Annotated in this window: 18 protein-coding genes and 1 rRNA gene; 5 read left to right on the top strand and 14 right to left on the bottom strand. The window is 68.5% G+C overall.

Annotated features, from left to right (window positions below; all coding sequences use genetic code 11):
* The first annotated feature begins 8 nt into the window (after nt 1–8).
* On the top strand, nt 9–740 hold the full coding sequence (locus tag ACIRG5_RS26330; protein ID WP_402909019.1) for a DUF4191 domain-containing protein: 732 nt from the start codon (nt 9–11) through the stop codon (nt 738–740).
* A gap of 75 nt (nt 741–815) precedes the next feature.
* Here the strand turns inward: ACIRG5_RS26330 and ACIRG5_RS26325 are convergent, their stop codons facing one another.
* Nucleotides 816–1,289 carry an RDD family protein gene (locus tag ACIRG5_RS26325; RefSeq protein WP_402909017.1) on the bottom strand — a complete coding sequence of 158 codons (474 nt, stop codon included), beginning with the start codon at nt 1,287–1,289 and terminating at the stop codon, nt 816–818.
* Nucleotides 1,290–1,458: 169 nt separating this feature from the next.
* On the opposite strand from ACIRG5_RS26325, the gene glnA reads away from it, so the two are divergent.
* The gene (gene glnA / locus ACIRG5_RS26320; protein ID WP_319977884.1) at nt 1,459–2,883 is read left to right on the top strand and encodes a type I glutamate--ammonia ligase; all 1,425 of its coding nucleotides are present in this window, start codon (nt 1,459–1,461) and stop codon (nt 2,881–2,883) included.
* Nucleotides 2,884–3,055: 172 nt separating this feature from the next.
* On the opposite strand, the gene ACIRG5_RS26315 is transcribed toward glnA, so the two are convergent.
* Nucleotides 3,056–3,319, bottom strand: coding sequence for a hypothetical protein (locus ACIRG5_RS26315; protein ID WP_319977883.1), 264 nt, complete (start codon nt 3,317–3,319; stop codon nt 3,056–3,058).
* 102 nt (nt 3,320–3,421) lie between these two features.
* Here ACIRG5_RS26315 and ACIRG5_RS26310 point away from each other — a divergent pair, with 102 nt between their 5' ends.
* Nucleotides 3,422–3,982: an NUDIX hydrolase gene (locus ACIRG5_RS26310; RefSeq protein WP_402909014.1), complete on the top strand. Its 561-nt coding sequence runs from the start codon at nt 3,422–3,424 to the stop codon at nt 3,980–3,982.
* On the opposite strand, the gene ACIRG5_RS26305 is transcribed toward ACIRG5_RS26310, so the two are convergent.
* The 3 genes from ACIRG5_RS26305 to ACIRG5_RS26295 are packed head-to-tail and all read right to left on the bottom strand — an operon-like array spanning nt 3,930 to nt 5,171.
* On the bottom strand, nt 3,930–4,421 hold the full coding sequence (locus tag ACIRG5_RS26305; protein ID WP_402909012.1) for an NADAR family protein: 492 nt from the start codon (nt 4,419–4,421) through the stop codon (nt 3,930–3,932). The genes ACIRG5_RS26310 and ACIRG5_RS26305 overlap by 53 nt on opposite strands.
* A 17-nt stretch (nt 4,422–4,438) precedes the next feature.
* Nucleotides 4,439–4,600, bottom strand: a complete 162-nt coding sequence (locus ACIRG5_RS26300) for a hypothetical protein (protein WP_402909010.1) — start codon at nt 4,598–4,600, stop codon at nt 4,439–4,441.
* 31 nt (nt 4,601–4,631) lie between these two features.
* Nucleotides 4,632–5,171 carry a hypothetical protein gene (locus tag ACIRG5_RS26295; RefSeq protein WP_402909008.1) on the bottom strand — a complete coding sequence of 180 codons (540 nt, stop codon included), beginning with the start codon at nt 5,169–5,171 and terminating at the stop codon, nt 4,632–4,634.
* Nucleotides 5,172–5,308: 137 nt separating this feature from the next.
* Here ACIRG5_RS26295 and ACIRG5_RS26290 point away from each other — a divergent pair, with 137 nt between their 5' ends.
* The gene (locus ACIRG5_RS26290; protein ID WP_030481542.1) at nt 5,309–5,542 is read left to right on the top strand and encodes a hypothetical protein; all 234 of its coding nucleotides are present in this window, start codon (nt 5,309–5,311) and stop codon (nt 5,540–5,542) included.
* Between the two features lie 64 nt (nt 5,543–5,606).
* On the opposite strand, the gene ACIRG5_RS26285 is transcribed toward ACIRG5_RS26290, so the two are convergent.
* From ACIRG5_RS26285 to ACIRG5_RS26260, 6 genes are all read right to left on the bottom strand, one after another.
* Nucleotides 5,607–6,539, bottom strand: coding sequence for an NADP-dependent oxidoreductase (locus ACIRG5_RS26285; protein ID WP_402909006.1), 933 nt, complete (start codon nt 6,537–6,539; stop codon nt 5,607–5,609).
* The gene (locus ACIRG5_RS26280) at nt 6,536–9,436 is read right to left on the bottom strand and encodes a bifunctional [glutamine synthetase] adenylyltransferase/[glutamine synthetase]-adenylyl-L-tyrosine phosphorylase (protein ID WP_402909004.1); all 2,901 of its coding nucleotides are present in this window, start codon (nt 9,434–9,436) and stop codon (nt 6,536–6,538) included. Before ACIRG5_RS26280 ends, ACIRG5_RS26285 begins: the two co-directional genes overlap by 4 nt.
* A gap of 20 nt (nt 9,437–9,456) precedes the next feature.
* Nucleotides 9,457–9,642, bottom strand: coding sequence for a hypothetical protein (locus tag ACIRG5_RS26275; protein ID WP_402909002.1), 186 nt, complete (start codon nt 9,640–9,642; stop codon nt 9,457–9,459).
* Nucleotides 9,639–10,772 (bottom strand): anion permease, encoded by a 1,134-nt coding sequence (locus ACIRG5_RS26270; RefSeq protein WP_402909001.1) that lies wholly within the window; start codon nt 10,770–10,772, stop codon nt 9,639–9,641. The genes ACIRG5_RS26275 and ACIRG5_RS26270 overlap by 4 nt, the downstream gene beginning before the upstream one ends.
* A gap of 86 nt (nt 10,773–10,858) precedes the next feature.
* Nucleotides 10,859–11,614: a type 1 glutamine amidotransferase gene (locus ACIRG5_RS26265; RefSeq protein WP_402908999.1), complete on the bottom strand. Its 756-nt coding sequence runs from the start codon at nt 11,612–11,614 to the stop codon at nt 10,859–10,861.
* A gap of 25 nt (nt 11,615–11,639) precedes the next feature.
* Nucleotides 11,640–12,071 (bottom strand): rhodanese-like domain-containing protein, encoded by a 432-nt coding sequence (locus ACIRG5_RS26260; protein ID WP_402908997.1) that lies wholly within the window; start codon nt 12,069–12,071, stop codon nt 11,640–11,642.
* Nucleotides 12,072–12,152: 81 nt separating this feature from the next.
* Here ACIRG5_RS26260 and ACIRG5_RS26255 point away from each other — a divergent pair, with 81 nt between their 5' ends.
* Nucleotides 12,153–12,602: an Lrp/AsnC family transcriptional regulator gene (locus ACIRG5_RS26255; protein ID WP_402908995.1), complete on the top strand. Its 450-nt coding sequence runs from the start codon at nt 12,153–12,155 to the stop codon at nt 12,600–12,602.
* Here the strand turns inward: ACIRG5_RS26255 and ACIRG5_RS26250 are convergent.
* From ACIRG5_RS26250 to rrf, 3 genes are all read right to left on the bottom strand, one after another.
* Complete coding sequence (locus ACIRG5_RS26250) at nt 12,595–13,407, bottom strand: GNAT family N-acetyltransferase (RefSeq protein ID WP_402908993.1); 813 nt, start codon at nt 13,405–13,407, stop codon at nt 12,595–12,597. The two genes, ACIRG5_RS26255 and ACIRG5_RS26250, sit on opposite strands and share 8 nt — an antisense overlap.
* Entirely contained in the window at nt 13,395–14,222 is an 828-nt protein-coding gene (locus ACIRG5_RS26245) for a GNAT family N-acetyltransferase (RefSeq protein ID WP_402908991.1), read from the bottom strand. The genes ACIRG5_RS26250 and ACIRG5_RS26245 overlap by 13 nt, the downstream gene beginning before the upstream one ends.
* A 100-nt stretch (nt 14,223–14,322) precedes the next feature.
* Nucleotides 14,323–14,439, bottom strand: a 5S ribosomal RNA gene (gene rrf / locus ACIRG5_RS26240).
* Nucleotides 14,440–14,571: the final 132 nt, after the last annotated feature.

Raw genomic sequence — 14,571 nt, 5'->3', positions numbered from 1 at the left:
CTGTCCACATGGCTGGTAAGCAGGACAAGGCGGCGGCAAAGGAAGCGGCGAAGGTTCGCCGCGCGGCCTCACGCGAACGGCGCAAGCAGATCTTCGAGGCGTTCAAGATGCAGCGCCGCGAGGACAAGGCGCTGATCCCGATGATGCTGGGCGCCCTGCTGGGTGCCACCGCGGTCGCCGTGGTCCTGGGCATCGTCTTCAACGCGGTCTGGATCTTCGTGCCGCTGGGCGTCGCGATCGGCGCGTTGCTGGCTGTGATCATCTTCGGCCGCCGCGTGCAGAGCAACGTCTTCCGCAAGGCGGACGGCCAGCCGGGCGCCGGTGCCTGGGCCCTGGAGAACCTGCGCGGCCGCTGGCGCGTCACCCCCGCCGTCGCGGGCACCACGCAGCTCGACGCCGTGCACCGCGTGCTGGGCCGGCCGGGCGTCGTCCTGGTCGCCGAGGGCGCCCCCCAGCGGGTGAAGCCGCTGCTCGCGCAGGAGAAGAAGCGCATCTCCCGCGTCGTCGGCGACACCCCGATCTACGACTTCATCATCGGCACCGAAGAGGGCCAGGTCCCGCTGAAGAAGCTCCAGTCGAAGCTGATGAAGCTGCCGCGCAACATCACGGCCGCCCAGGTCGACACGCTGGAGACCCGCCTCGCCGCACTGGCCAGCCGCGGCGCCGCGCTGCCCAAGGGCCCGATGCCGGCCGGCGCCAAGATGCGCAACGTCCAGCGCGCCATGCGCCGCCGGGGCTGACCGAACCCGCTCCCACCAGCTCAAAGAGGCCCGCCGCACATCTCGTGCGGCGGGCCTCTTCACGTTCTGGATGAGCTAGCGGACCTTGATGACGACGGTGCCGGCGGCCTTGTCGTGCAGGCAGCGGCCGTCCGCGTCCCAGACCAGCGCCGGGATCAGCGGGAAGATGAGCACGGTGCGCAGCATTGCGCGCGGCAAGTGCACGAACGTCTTGCCGTCGATCCGCGCCACCCGCAGTCCGAGCAGCGCGTGCCCCGGCGTGAAGCCGAAGAACGCCACCGCGACCACGGTGATCACGAACCAGGCCAGCAGGCTCCAGTTCTTCGGCAGGTCGGGCTGGGTGAACACGGCCGCGACGCCGGCCGCCAGCAGGAAGTCGACGAAGATGGCAGCCGTGCGCCGCCCGATGGAGGCGATGGAGCCCGCCCCCTTCTCGGGGAAACCGTGCCGCTCGCCTCGCCAGCGCTGTTGCGTGCCGTCGTTCGAGTCGTCACCCGGCGACAGCACCGAATTAGGTCCAGACAGCCACGAACCGGTCCACCTGCTCACCCCACCAGAGTAAAGCCGTGCTCAACGGGTGAGCACGGGCAGGTCGCCTTGCCCGGTTGAGCGTCCCCGTTAACACTGGCGAAACATCGGAGTGACGGACGGGCAACACCGCCCGCATACGGTCGCACGCGATGGCCAGCCGTATTCCATAGCCAAGGAGTCGACGAGGGTGTTCAAGAATTCCGACGAGGTGCTGAAGTTCATCACCGACGAGGGCGTCAAGTTCGTCGACGTGCGGTTCAGCGACCTGCCCGGCGTGATGCAGCACTTCACGCTGCCGGCCAAGGCGTTCGACGCCGACGCGATCGAAGAGGGACTCGCCTTCGACGGCTCCTCCGTGCGCGGCTTCCAGTCCATCCACGAGTCGGACATGCTGCTGCTGCCCGACCTGTACACCGCGCGGCTGGACCCGTTCCGCATCGAGAAGACGCTGATCGTCAACTTCTTCGTGCACGACCCGTTCACGCGTGAGGCGTACAGCCGCGACCCGCGCAACATCGCGCGCAAGGCCGAGCAGTACATCACCGACTCGGGCATCGCGGACACCGCCTACTTCGGCGCCGAGGCCGAGTTCTACATCTTCGACTCGGTCCAGTTCGACACCACCGCGAACGGCTCCTTCCACAAGGTCGACGCGGTCTCCGGCTGGTGGAACACCGGCCGTGAGGAAGAGGGCGGCAACCTCGGCTACAAGGTCAAGTACAAGGGTGGCTACTTCCCCGTCACCCCGAACGACCACTACGCCGACCTGCGCGACCAGATGGTCCTCAACATGGAGGCCCAGGGCTTCACCGTCGAGCGCGCCCACCACGAGGTCGGCACCGGCGGCCAGGCCGAGATCAACTACAAGTTCAACACGCTGCTGCACGCCGCGGACGACCTGATGCTGTTCAAGTACATCATCAAGAACACCGCCTGGCAGGCCGGCAAGACCGTCACCTTCATGCCGAAGCCGCTGTTCGGTGACAACGGCTCGGGCATGCACACCCACCAGTCGCTGTGGAAGGACGGCTCGCCGCTGTTCCACGACGAGAGCGGCTACGCGGGCCTGTCCGACACCGCCCGCCACTACATCGGCGGCATCCTGCACCACGCGCCGTCGCTGCTGGCCTTCACCAACCCGACGGTGAACTCCTACCACCGCCTGGTCCCCGGCTACGAAGCCCCGGTCAGCCTGGTCTACTCCCAGCGCAACCGCTCGGCGTGCGTCCGCATCCCGATCACGGGCAACAACCCGAAGGCCAAGCGCATCGAGTTCCGCTGCCCCGACTCCTCGGGCAACCCGTACCTCGCCTTCTCGGCGATGGTCATGGCGGGCCTCGACGGCGTGAAGAACAAGATGGAGCCGCCGGCCCCGATCGACAAGGACCTCTACGAGCTCCCGCCCGAGGAGGCCCGCGACGTCAAGCAGGTCCCTGCCACCCTCGACGCGGTGCTGGACAACCTGGAGGCCGACCACGAGTTCCTGCTCGAGGGCGGCGTCTTCACCCCGGACGTGATCGACACCTGGATCTCGTTCAAGCGTGAGCAGGAGATCGACCCGCTGCGTCTGCGCCCGAACCCCTACGAGTTCGCGCTCTACTACGACGTGTGATCGGTTGAGCTTCGCACCGAAGGCCCGGCGGGATTCCCGCCGGGCCTTCGGCCTGTCCAGTGGTGTGGCTCGGAACGTTGCCAGGGGAATTCGCGGTCAGACGGGTGCATCGTGGTGCCGCGAGGCGCCCTGCTGAGCGTGGATTACCTCGCCGACGTTCCGCGACGCGCCACTAGGTACCGAGCAGCGTCACGGTGGACGACACCCCGTTCATCCCCTCGCTGACCCGGACGTTCGAGACCAGGACCTCGGCCTCGCCGCCGGTCGGCAGCTTGATCCGGGCCTCGCCACCGGTCAGCTCGGTCATGGCGGTCCCGGCACCGGACAGCTGCCAGAGCCCGCCGTCGTTCACCGTCTCGATCAGGTCCACCCGGTCCAGCTCGACCGCGTTGCCGTCCGCGTAGACGAGCCGGGCGGGCCCTGAGTAGCTGAACATCACTTCTCCTCTGCCAGATCTCCCCGACTCCCTGACACACGGGCGGGGCGGCCGCGGGGTTCATCGAGCAGGAAGTGACGGCCGCGTGATAGAGGTTGCGGCGTGACGCAGTGGACGGTGCACGGCACCCGCAGGATCTACGAGTCGGAGTGGATGAGCGTCGACCTCGACGACGTCGAGATTCCCCAAGGCGAGCGGTTCGAGCATCACGTGCTGCGGTTGCCGTTCGCCTCGACGGCGGTGGTCGTGGTGCGGGACGAGCACGTGTTGCTGATGTGGCGCCACCGGTTCACGACCGACGTGTGGGGCTGGGAGATTCCGGCCGGCCGGCTCGAAGCGGGTGAGACGGCCGAGACCGCGGCCGTGCGGGAGACCGAGGAGGAGACCGGTTACCGGGTGGGCGTCGAGCCGTTGGTGACGATCAACCCGTTGAACGGCCTCAGTTCCCACACCACGCACGTCTTCACCGGCACGGGCGCGGTCAAGACCGGCGAGCACGATCCCGCCGAGGCCGCGCGGGTGGAGTGGATGCCGCTCAACGAGATTCCCGCGTTGATCCGAAAAGGACTCGTTCCCTGCGGGATCACGCTGGCGGCACTCACCACCTACCTCACGCTGACAGCCTCGAGCGGACCTCCATCAGGGCCTCGCCGAGCAGGTTGAGGCCCAGCCACGAGGACGGGTCCTGAGCACGCGGGTCCGACGCGACGAGGCCGATGCCCCACACGCGGTCCTGCGGGCTGGCCTCGACCAGGACGCGGGAACCCGTGCCCAGCAAGTAGGAACGCAGCGCGGGATCCTGGCCGAACTTCGCCAGGTTTCCCTCGACGACGATCTCCAGCCGCGCGGAATCCCACGTGGAGTCCGAAAAACCCGACACCTCGCGGCCCAGTGCCTTGGCCTCGGCCGGCGTGCGGGCGGCCAGCACCCGCGAAGCAACGGACGCGTCGTCGAAGAGCAAAGCTTTGCGCCACATCATGTAGTGCTCGGCGGACGCGAACTCCTGCCCGTCGGCGGTGAACGTGCACGGCCACCACTGCGAGAGGCAGCCCTTGCCGCCGTCGCGTTCGGGCTGGTGGCCCCAGAAGAACAGGTACTTCATGCGGCCACAGTAGGTGCCTAGCCGCGCTCGATCTCGTCGATTTCGCCGGGCTCCGGCATCTCCGGCTCGCGCCACTGCTCGGATCGCGTGGGTCCGTTGGCACGCAGCTCGTTCTCGACCTCCTTCTTCAGGTGGTCGTCCTTCAGGAAGCCGTGCTGATCACTTCCGCGTTGAGTCATGCGTCAGGCGTACCCGCGAGGCGGGGCCGAATCACTTCGGCAGCGGGATTCCGGTGACCGTGATGGCGGCGCCGGTCGGCGCGAACTGGCCGGAGATCGACGAGAACGTCAGCGTGAGCGAGTTCACACCGGTGCCGAGCTTCTCGTCGAGGATGACGGTGCCCGAGGCGGTGGTGCCCTGCGTGACGGGGCCGTCCCACTTGCTGCTCGACGCCGCGTAGGTGCGGTTCAGGTCGTCCAGGACCGCGATGCCGACCACGGGGAGGGTCATTCTGGCCTGGGAGGCGTTGGTGGCCGTCACGAACAGCTTCACGCGGCCGTTCGCCGCTTCCACGCGAGTGACCTCTATGGTCAGCATGCCGCGCTGCTGCTTGAACGAACCCGTCTGCACCTTCACGTCCGCGGACGGCTCGGTGGTTTCCAGTGCGCCATCAGGGGTTTCGACGACGTTCGACGTGGTCGTCGTGGCGGTGACGTTGGGCTGCGCGGCGGAGTTGCTGCCGTTCAGTGCATATTCGATCACACCGAGTAGTGCCAGCACACCAACCGCCACGCCCGCGATGGCGATCACGGTTTTTCCTCGGCGCGTGACCCTGCGATGCTGCATGACTTCCTCTGCTAGACCCCCGTGACGAACCACAGCTCCCCCACTGAGCGGGCCTAGTCTCATCTCGATTGGGTGAAACGTCAATGCGCTAGGGTCCGCCCGTGTCTCAAGATGTCGCCGAATTCACGGCTCCGCAGCTGCTCACCACTCACATCTTCGACTCGGCACCGGACGCTCTCGAAGCGGTTCAGGCCGCTGACGTGCTCGACCTCGGTGTCCGCGTCTACAACCGGCTCGTGCCCGACGCCGACGACGCGGAAGCGTTGGAGGAGGAGTGGGTGGTCGAGGTTTACACCAGCGCTCCCGCGGTGGACCCCGATTCCGACGAGGACTGAGCAGTTCAGATAAGGGGGCACACCGGCAGGTGTGCCCCCGAACCTGAAGAAATACCTGAAGATTTCAGACGGTCAGTACAACTTTTCCTCGTACGTGGCCACCTTCGAGCAGCCTGTGCGCCTTCACGGCCTCTTCCAACGGAAAGGTCTGCTGCACCTCGACGCGCAGCTTTCCGTCAGCGACCAGATCCACGAGCCACTGCGTCTGCTCCGCGTTCGGCCGCGCCCAGGTGTTGACCACGCCGTTCTCCAGCGCCCGCGGTCCGTCCACAATGGACGTCACCCGCGCCCGGTCGCGCACCAGCTGCAACGACTGGTCGAACGCGAGCCCTCCCGCGTTGTCGACCACCACGTCGACCAGGCCGTCGCCGCCGACGATCTCCGCCACCGCGTCGACCAGCGCGTCACCGTAGGAGACCGGTTCCGCTCCCAGTGAGCGCACGAACTCGTGGTTGCGCGGCGAAGCGGTGCCGAGCACCCGCGAAGCGCCCAGTTCGCGCGCGATCTGCACCTGGAGATGCCCGACGCCACCGGCCGCGGCGTGCACCAGGACGACGTCGCCGGAGCCGGTGCCGACGGCCTTCAGCGCCTGCAACGCCGTCAGTCCTGCCAGCGGCAACGCGGCCGCGGTCACGAAGTCCACGGTGGACGGTTTGCGCGCGATCATCCGGTCCGGCAGGGAGATCAACTCGGCGTAGGTGCCGAACTGCACGTGGTCCTTGCGGGCATAAGCGAGCACCTCGTCGCCCGGCTTCCAGTCCTGCACGCCGATCCCGACCGCCCGCACGACGCCCGACACGTCCCAACCGGGGATCAACGGCAGGTGGTGCGGCATCAGACCCTGCAGGTACCCGGCTCTGATCTTGTAGTCCACCGGGTTCACGCCGGCCGCGCGCACCTCCACCAGGACCTGGTCAGGCCCCAGCAGCGGGTCGGGCAGCTCCTGCAGCGACATGACGTCGGCGTCGCCGAACCGGGTAAACGCGATGGCTTTCACAGTCCCTCACCGTAGAAGACACGCTCCGCCACCGCACGTGCACGACGAGTGGTCCTGCGATATTCCTCCAGGAACTCCCCCGGATCGCCCCCTGGCTCGTACCCCATCACCGACGCGACCGCCACGAGATCGCGCCCGGACGTCGGCAGCTGATCAGATGCCTTACCCCTCACCAGCATCAGGGCGTTGCGGGCCTGCGTCGCGAGATTCCACGCGGTGGTCAGCGCGGCGGCGTCCTCCGCGGCCAGCAGGCCCGCGGCGACCGCGGCCTCCATCGCGGCCATTGTGGACGGTGTGCGCAGGCCGGGCACGGCACCGGAGTGCTGCAGCTGCAACAACTGCACGGTCCACTCGACGTCCGCGAGCCCGCCGCGGCCGAGCTTGGTGTGCGTGCTCGGGTCGGCGCCGCGCGGCAGCCGTTCCGCGTCGACCCGCGCCTTGATCCGCCGGATCTCGCGCACGGACGCCGCGTCCAGGCCGTCCGGCGGATACCGCAGCGGCTCGATCAACGCCTCGAACTCGGCGCCCAGCTCGGCGTCGCCCGCGATGAACCGGGCCCGCAGCAGCGCCTGCTTCTCCCACAGCTCGGCCCACTGCCGGTAGTACGCGCGGTAGGAGTCCAGCGTCCGCACCAGCGGGCCCTGTTTGCCTTCCGGCCGCAGGTCTGCGTCGACCTGCAGCGGCGGGTCCTGCGACGGGGCGCCGAGCAGCCGCCGGATCTTCTCCACGACCCCGCTCGCCCACTTCACCGCCTCGGCGTCGGACACGCCCTCGAACGGCCGGCACACGAACATCACGTCCGCGTCCGAGCTGTACCCGAGCTCGTGCCCGCCGAGCCGGCCCATGCCGATCACGGAGATCGCGGCCACCGCTTCACCGGACGAGCGCACCGCCGCGTCCAGCGCGCTGCGCAGCACCGACCCCCACACCTCGGACAGCGAAACGCACACCGTTTCCAGCGGCATGAACCCCAGCAGGTCCGCGGCGGCGATCCGCAGCAACTCGTGACGCCGCAACGATCGCGCCGCCGCGATCGCCCGTGCCGCCTCGCCGTACCGGGAAACGGCGCTGCGCAATGGTTTCCCGATCGAGTGCGGATCACCGCCGACCAACGCGTCGGTGTCGGCGAGCAACCGCAACACCTCCGGCGCCCGCACGAGCAGGTCCGGCACGAAGCGCGACGTGCCCAGCAGCACCGCGAGCCGTTCGACGACCGCGCCCTCGTCACGCAGAAGCCTCAGGTACCAGGGGGTTTCCGCGAGCGCCTCGGACACCTTCCGGTACGCGAGCAGGCCACCGTCGGGATCGGGCGTGCCGGCGAAGAGGTCGAGCAGCACCGGCAGCAGGGCGCCCTGGATGCGAGCCCGCCGGGACATCCCGTGCGTCAAAGCCTGGATGTGCCGCAACGCGCCGTCCGGCGACGTGTAGCCCAACGCCGACAGCCGCGCCACGGCCTCCTTCGTGGTCAGCCTCAGCGCCTCGGTCGGCACGCCCGCCACGGACTGCAGCAGCGGCCGGTAGAACAGCTTCTCGTGCAGCCGCCGGACCTGGTTGGCGTGCTTGCGGAACTCCGCGAGCAGCACCTGCCCCTCGGACTTCTGCCCGTCCGCCGCCAGCCCCGTCGACCGCGCCAGCCAGCGCAACGCCGTCACGTCGTCGTCGGCAGGGAAGAGGTGCGTGCGCAGTAAACGCTGCAGCTGGAGCCGGTGCTCCAACGTGCGCAGGAACCGGTACGAACGCCCGAACTCCGCCGCGTCCTCACGCCCGACGTACCCGCCCTGGCCCAACGCGGCCAACGCGGCCGTCGTCGCCTGGATGCGCAGGTCCTCGTCGGAGCGCCCGTGCACGAGCTGCAACAGTTGCACCGCGAACTCGACGTCGCGCAGTCCACCGCGGCCGAGCTTCAGTTCGCGGTCGGCCAGCCCCGACGGCACGTGGTCCTCGACCCGGCGCCGCATCGCCTGCACGTCCTCGACGAAGTTCTCGCGCTCGGCCGCCGTCCACACGTACGGCCGCACGACGTCGAGGTACGCCTGCCCCAGTTCGGCGTCCCCGGCGACCGGCCGTGCCTTGAGCAGCGCCTGGAACTCCCAGGTCCGCGCCCACTTCTTGTAGTACGACGCGTGCCCGTCCAGGGTGCGGACCAGCGCGCCCGCCTTGCCCTCCGGCCGCAGCGCCGCGTCGACCTCGAAGCACGACTGGCCCGCGATCTGCATCAGCGTGCTGGCCAGCCGGGTCGCCACGCCCAGATCACCCTCGGCGACGAACACGACGTCGACGTCGCTCACGTAGTTCAGCTCGTTCGCGCCGCACTTGCCCATCGCGATCACCGCGAGCCGGCAGCGGTCGGCGCCGTTCACCTTCTCCGAGGCGAGCTTCAACGACGCCCGCAACGCCGACACGGCCAGATCGGACAGCTGCGCGGCCACCGTGTCGTACGGGACGAACGGCAGATCGGGCTCGACGACGTGCGCCAGGTCGTTCGCGGCGACGAGCAGCAGCTTCGCCCGGTACTCGGTGCGCAGCACGTCGTCGTCGGCGAGCTCCAGCGACACGTCGACCTCGTCGGTCAGCGAACGCCACCGGTCGGGGTTCACGACGAGGAAGTCCGACAGCGCGGTGGACGAGCCGAGCGCGGCGAGCAGACGCCCGCGCACCACGACGTCCTTGTGCAACGCGGCCGACAGTGCGTCCCAGTCGGCGACGGCGTGCAGGCGCTCCAAGCCCCGCAGCGCGAGGTCGGGGTCCGGGGAACGGGAGAGCGCCGCCAGGACCGGTTCGGAGCCGTCGGTGGGCCGGCGGTCAGCCCACAGACCCAGACCGCGCAGCACTTCCTCGCTGCGCGGCTCGGTGAGCCCGAATCTTGCCGGGGACGCGTGGCGGACTGGTTCGCTCATCGTGAGCCAACCCTAATGCGCTAGAAGACGATCAGTGAGAGTCCGTAGAGCACAACCGCCACGCAACCGGCGAAGCTCGCGTACGCGGGAATTTTCTTGTCACCCGACAGAGCGCGGATGCCGAGCACGAACAACGTCACCACGAGAACCGTGGCCAGCAGCGTGGCGCCGAAGACCTGCAGCAGCGCCGTCCAGTCGACCTTCATGCCACCACCTTGTGCAGCTCGGCCTGGGCGGCGACCTCGTCGACGATGTGCTCCGGCTTGATCGGCTCACGCCGCGCCAGGATCCAGATGAAGATCGACACCGCGAGGCCGATGGCGGCGACGCCGATGATGCCGACTGTGCCGGTCGACGCCCACTTGCCCGCGAGGGCGCCGACGATGCCGGCGGCGGGCAGCGTGAACAGCCAGCCGGCGGCCATCTTGCCCATGGTGCCCCAGTTGACGCCGCGGCGGTCGCGTCCCAGGCCGGAGCCCATGATGCCGCCGGACGCGACGTGCGTGGTGGACAGCGCGAAGCCGAGGTGCGACGACGCGAGGATGGCCGTGGCGGTCGAGGTCTGCGCCGCGAAGCCCTGCGCGGGCTCGATGGTCGTCAGGCCGCGGCCCAGCGTGTGCGTGATGCGCCAGCCGCCGAGGTACGTGCCCGCCGCGATCGCGAGACCGGCGCTGATGATCACCCAGGTGGGCGGGCCGGAACCGGGGGCGAGCGAGCCGGACGTGATCAGCGCGAGCGTGATGATGCCCATGGTCTTCTGCGCGTCGTTCGTGCCGTGCGCGAGGGAGACCAGCGAGGCGGACGCGACCTGACCGACCTTGAAGCCGGTGTGCGAGACGCGCGGGTCCGCCGCCTTCTTCAGCCGGTAGACGACGATCGTGGCGATGGCCGCGACCAGGCCGGCGACCAGCGGCGCGACGATCGCGGGCACCAGGACCTTGTCGACGACCTTGGCGAAGTGGATGGCGTCCACACCGGACGCGACCCAGGCCGCGCCGATCAGGCCGCCGAACAACGCGTGCGACGAGCTCGACGGCAGGCCGACGTACCAGGTGACGAGGTTCCACATGATCGCGCCGACCAGCCCGCCGAAGATGACGGCGGGGGTGATCTGGGCGTCGTCGACGATGCCGCCGGAGATGGTCTTGGCCACCTCAACGGAGAGGAATGCGCCTACGAGGTTGAGAACCGCCGACAGCGCGACCGCCGTGCGGGGCTTCAGGGCACCCGTGGCGATGGAGGTGGCCATGGCGTTGGCCGTGTCGTGGAACCCGTTGGTGAAGTCGAAGATGAGAGCAGTGACAACGACGATGATCACTACAAGTGCGGGATCCACACTGATCCTCCGGCTGGATCGAACAAGCTGTCCAGGAGATTACGGTACCGCCAACGGAGGATGTCTTAAAACCTACGAAAGTAACGTCACACCAACGGAAGTTGTGTGCCCGAACCCAGTGCGGGCAACAGTTCTCCCCGAACGAGTTTCGCGAATCTGCCGACGAACGGCTGCCACACCTCTTCGAAGTCGCGGTGGGCCTCTTCGAGGAACTCCTGGTCGAAGTGGTGAGCTCGCGCACAGGACGCCGAATCAGGATCCTTCGAGGCCCAGCTCAAGACGATTTCCGGGGTCGTCTCGATGTGGAACTGAAGGCCGTAAGCGCTCTCCCCCACCCGAAACGCCTGATTCGGATATTTCGGGGACGCCGCGAGGTGTTCCGCGCCGGGCGGCAGCAGGTGCACCTCGTCGTTGTGGAACTGCAGGACGTCGGGGGTGAACGGCAGGTCGGCGAACAACGGGTCGGCGGCCGCCGCGTCGCGCTTCGCCACCAGCAGCACGCCGACCTCCGGCCCCTGCGGGCCCTTGCGCACCTGGCCACCGGTGGCGGCCGCGAGCAGCTGCGCACCGAGGCAGATCGCCAGGGTGGGCAGCCGCTTCGACACGGCGCTGGACAGCAGCCGGCGGGCGTCCGCGAGCCACGGGTGGTCGAGGTCGTCGAGCGCGCCCATCTCGCCGCCGAGACAGACGAGGCCCTGGTAGCCGTCGAGGTTCCGCGGCGCGGGCATCTCCTTCAGCGGCACGAGGTCGAGCTCGACGCCCTCTGCCTCCAGCCAGTCCCCGAGCTTGGCCAACGGGTCTGACTGCGAGGGCTGAAGGACGAGCAGGCGCGGTGCGTTCACGCACCTGAGCCTAGGTGGGCCCAGCTCAGCAATGACACGCGACCTTGGATACACCTGCTCCGACGAGCTGATCCGACTCGACCGGATAGCCCGCCTCGCGCCAGGCCGTGATGCCGCCGGACAGCCGCTTCACCCGGTAACCGCGCTGGGCGAGCGCGAGGGCGCCCTTGGTGGCGGCGTTGCACTGGAAGCTCTCGCAGTAGCAGAGGTAGACGAGGCTCGGATCGAGGTCGAGCCGCTCGGGCAGGTCGCGGTAGGGCAGGTTGATCGCGCCGGGGATGCGGGCCTGCGCGAACGCCTCCGGGGCGCGCGTCTCCACGAGGACGTAGCCCTGGGTGTTGCCTTCCTGGAGGTCGCGGTGCACGTCGTCGGGGTCGGCCTCGAACGCGAGCTCGGCGGCGAAGTGGGCCGCCGCGGCGTGCGGGTCGGCGGCGGGGAAGCGCAGTGCGTTCGTCATGCGTTTGATCCTGCTGGGCACCTGCATGTCTTCGACATGCGGAAGTCCAGGCGTTCTGGGCGTTCTCCCTATGATTTCCAGGTGGAACTCGACGCGGTGGACTGGAAGATCCTGTCGTTGCTGCAGCAGGACGGGCGGATGTCGTTCACCTCGCTGGGCCGCGAGGTGTCGCTGTCCGCGCCGGCGGTGACCGAACGGGTCCGGCGCCTGGAGTCGCTCGGCGTGATCACGGGTTTCACCGCGATCGTCTCCCCCGCACGGCTCGGCCTGCCGATCGAGTCGATCGTGCGCGTGCGGGTGCGGTCGCTGGACACGCCGCGGTTCCGCACGCAGGTGCTGGTGCTGCCGCAGATCCTCGACGCGGACCACGTGACCGGCGACGACTGCTGGCTGCTGCGCGTCGTCTGCCGGTCGATGGTCGAGTTGGAGGAGCTCGTCGAGGTGATGCAGCGCTACGGCGACACCACGACCTCGCTCGTGTTCTCCTCCCACGTCCGGAACCGTCCGCTGGCGCCCGAACTGTTCAGCTGATCCAGCTGTACTCGGACCAGTCGGAGACCGCGCGGAAACCGATGCCCTGGTAGACGGAGTTCGCCGTGGGGTTGGCGAGGTCCGCGGTGAGCACGACGTGATCGACACCCTCGCCGTACGCCCACTGGCTGACCGCCGCGGTGGCCGCGGCCGCGTAGCCGTGCCGCCGGTGCTCGGGCGGGGTGTAGACCGGGCCGACCCGTGACACCCCGCCGACCGGGGAGGTGCTGCCCGCCCACGACACCGGGACGCCGTCGACCAGCCACAGGACGTGCCCCGCGGGCATCCACCGGCTTTCCATCGCCCGCTTCTCGGCCTCGTCCCGCGGGAGTCCGTCCAGTTCGGTCCAGAAGGCGATCCACCACTCGGTGATCAGGTCGTCGTCGGAGGGCGTGGCGAGCCTCGACTCCCCCGGCACGTCCGGCACCGTCAGGTCCGCCAGCCGGTAGAGCCGCAGGGTGTAGAGCTCTTTCCCGCCGTCACGCCAGAGCGTGCGGAAGGCCTCGACCCGGTCCCGCGTTCCGCTGACCTCGTTGATCTCACGACCCCGAAGTGTTTCCACGACCGCAGGTGCCGCAGGCGCCGGCATCGCGGCGACGTGCAGTGGACGACCCTCCATCTGGGTGACCGCGCCGACCACGGTCCCGTTGTCGTGCAACGAGATCAGCGTGATCGGTGTCAGACGTCCCTGGAGTGCGGCGTCCACACCGGTCAGGTGCACGCTGTTGTTCACGGGATCAGCGTCGAGGAGGTCGCCCGCCGCCGCGAGGAAGTCCTTGATGTCGTTGTGGCTCAGTGCTTCCACCAGAACTCCGCCCAGTCGTCGAGTGGTTGGTAGCCGATGCGTTGGTAGATCGAGTTCGAGACCGGGTTGGTCAGGTCCGCGAAGAGCAGGACGTCGGTCGCGCCCTGGTCCAGTGCCCACTGGCTCGCGAACGCGCTGACCGCGGCGCCGTAGCCGTGCTTGCGGTGTTCGGGCGGGGTGTAGACCGGGCCGATCCTCGTCATGCCCGCCTGCGGGAGGCTGGCGACGGCCCAGGCGACCGGTATGCCGTTGATCACCCAGAGGGCGTGGCCGTTGCCGAGGCGCAGGGAGGCGCGCATGGCTTCGGTCGCCGGCTCGTTCGGTGCTTCTGGCACGGCTTCGCGGAGGAACGCTTGGCGCCAGACGCCCAGGAGTTCCACGTCTTCCTCGGTGGCCAGGCGGCCGGTGCCTTCGACGGTGGGCTGGGCGAGGGTGCCCAGGCGGTATTGCCTGGTGGTCAGGGACTCGGTGTAGTTCTTGCCCGTCGCTGTGGCGAAGGCCTCGGATCTGTCGCGCGGGCCGGTCACTCCTGGGGCGTCCGGATCGATTCTCGCGGCGAGGTTCGCCGCCAGCTCCGCCGCGGGGAGTGGGAGGTCGGCCGCTTGGAACGGCCACGGCGGGGTGCGGACCAGGGATCCGATCACTTCGCCGTTGTCGTGGAAGGTGATCAGGGTCGGCAGGAGGTCGGTGGCCGGCGAGCGGCGGATGCGGTCGAGCGAGGTGAGTGCCACCGTGTTTCGCACCGGATCGGCTGACAGCCGATCGTGGGTGGCGGCATCGAACGATTCCAGGGTGGCGTGCACGACCGCGTCCATGGGTCCATCAGACCAGAGTGCGCAAGCGAAAATCAGCACGCAAAAAACCCCTGAGGGGAGCACCGAAGTGCTCGACCCTCAGGGGTCTTCTGGAAAGAATGTTCGGCGGCGACCTACTCTCCCACACCGTAACCAGTGCAGTACCATCGGCGCAGAAGGGCTTAACTACCGGGTTCGGAATGGGACCGGGTGTTTCCCCAACGCTATGATCACCGAAACTCTATGAAATTACAACCAGCAACCCCGCGGGGTCGCGATCGGTTCTGGTTGTTCTTCCAGAACCGCACAGTGGATGCGTAGCGTCTTTGTAACAAGTCCTCGGCCTATTAGTACCAGTCAGCTCCAACCG

The organism is Lentzea sp. NPDC102401 (genome assembly GCF_044765805.1).
In the GTDB taxonomy this organism is placed as follows: Bacteria; Actinomycetota; Actinomycetes; order Mycobacteriales; family Pseudonocardiaceae; genus Lentzea; species Lentzea sokolovensis.
Note: the sequence above shows the minus strand (reverse complement) of the source record. Positions and strands in the feature narration are given on the sequence as shown.

Coding starts and splice junctions, on each gene's coding strand:
- ACIRG5_RS26330 (WP_402909019.1), top strand. CDS start 9: ATGGCTGGTAAGCAGGACAAGGCGGCGGCAAAGGAAGCGGCGAAGGTT.
- ACIRG5_RS26315 (WP_319977883.1), bottom strand. CDS start 3,319: ATGTTCAGCTACTCAGGGCCCGCCCGGCTCGTCTACGCGGACGGCAAC.
- ACIRG5_RS26305 (WP_402909012.1), bottom strand. CDS start 4,421: ATGAAGTACCTGTTCTTCTGGGGCCACCAGCCCGAACGCGACGGCGGC.
- ACIRG5_RS26300 (WP_402909010.1), bottom strand. CDS start 4,600: ATGACTCAACGCGGAAGTGATCAGCACGGCTTCCTGAAGGACGACCAC.
- ACIRG5_RS26280 (WP_402909004.1), bottom strand. CDS start 9,436: ATGAGCGAACCAGTCCGCCACGCGTCCCCGGCAAGATTCGGGCTCACC.
- ACIRG5_RS26275 (WP_402909002.1), bottom strand. CDS start 9,642: ATGAAGGTCGACTGGACGGCGCTGCTGCAGGTCTTCGGCGCCACGCTG.
- ACIRG5_RS26260 (WP_402908997.1), bottom strand. CDS start 12,071: ATGACGAACGCACTGCGCTTCCCCGCCGCCGACCCGCACGCCGCGGCG.
- ACIRG5_RS26245 (WP_402908991.1), bottom strand. CDS start 14,222: ATGGACGCGGTCGTGCACGCCACCCTGGAATCGTTCGATGCCGCCACC.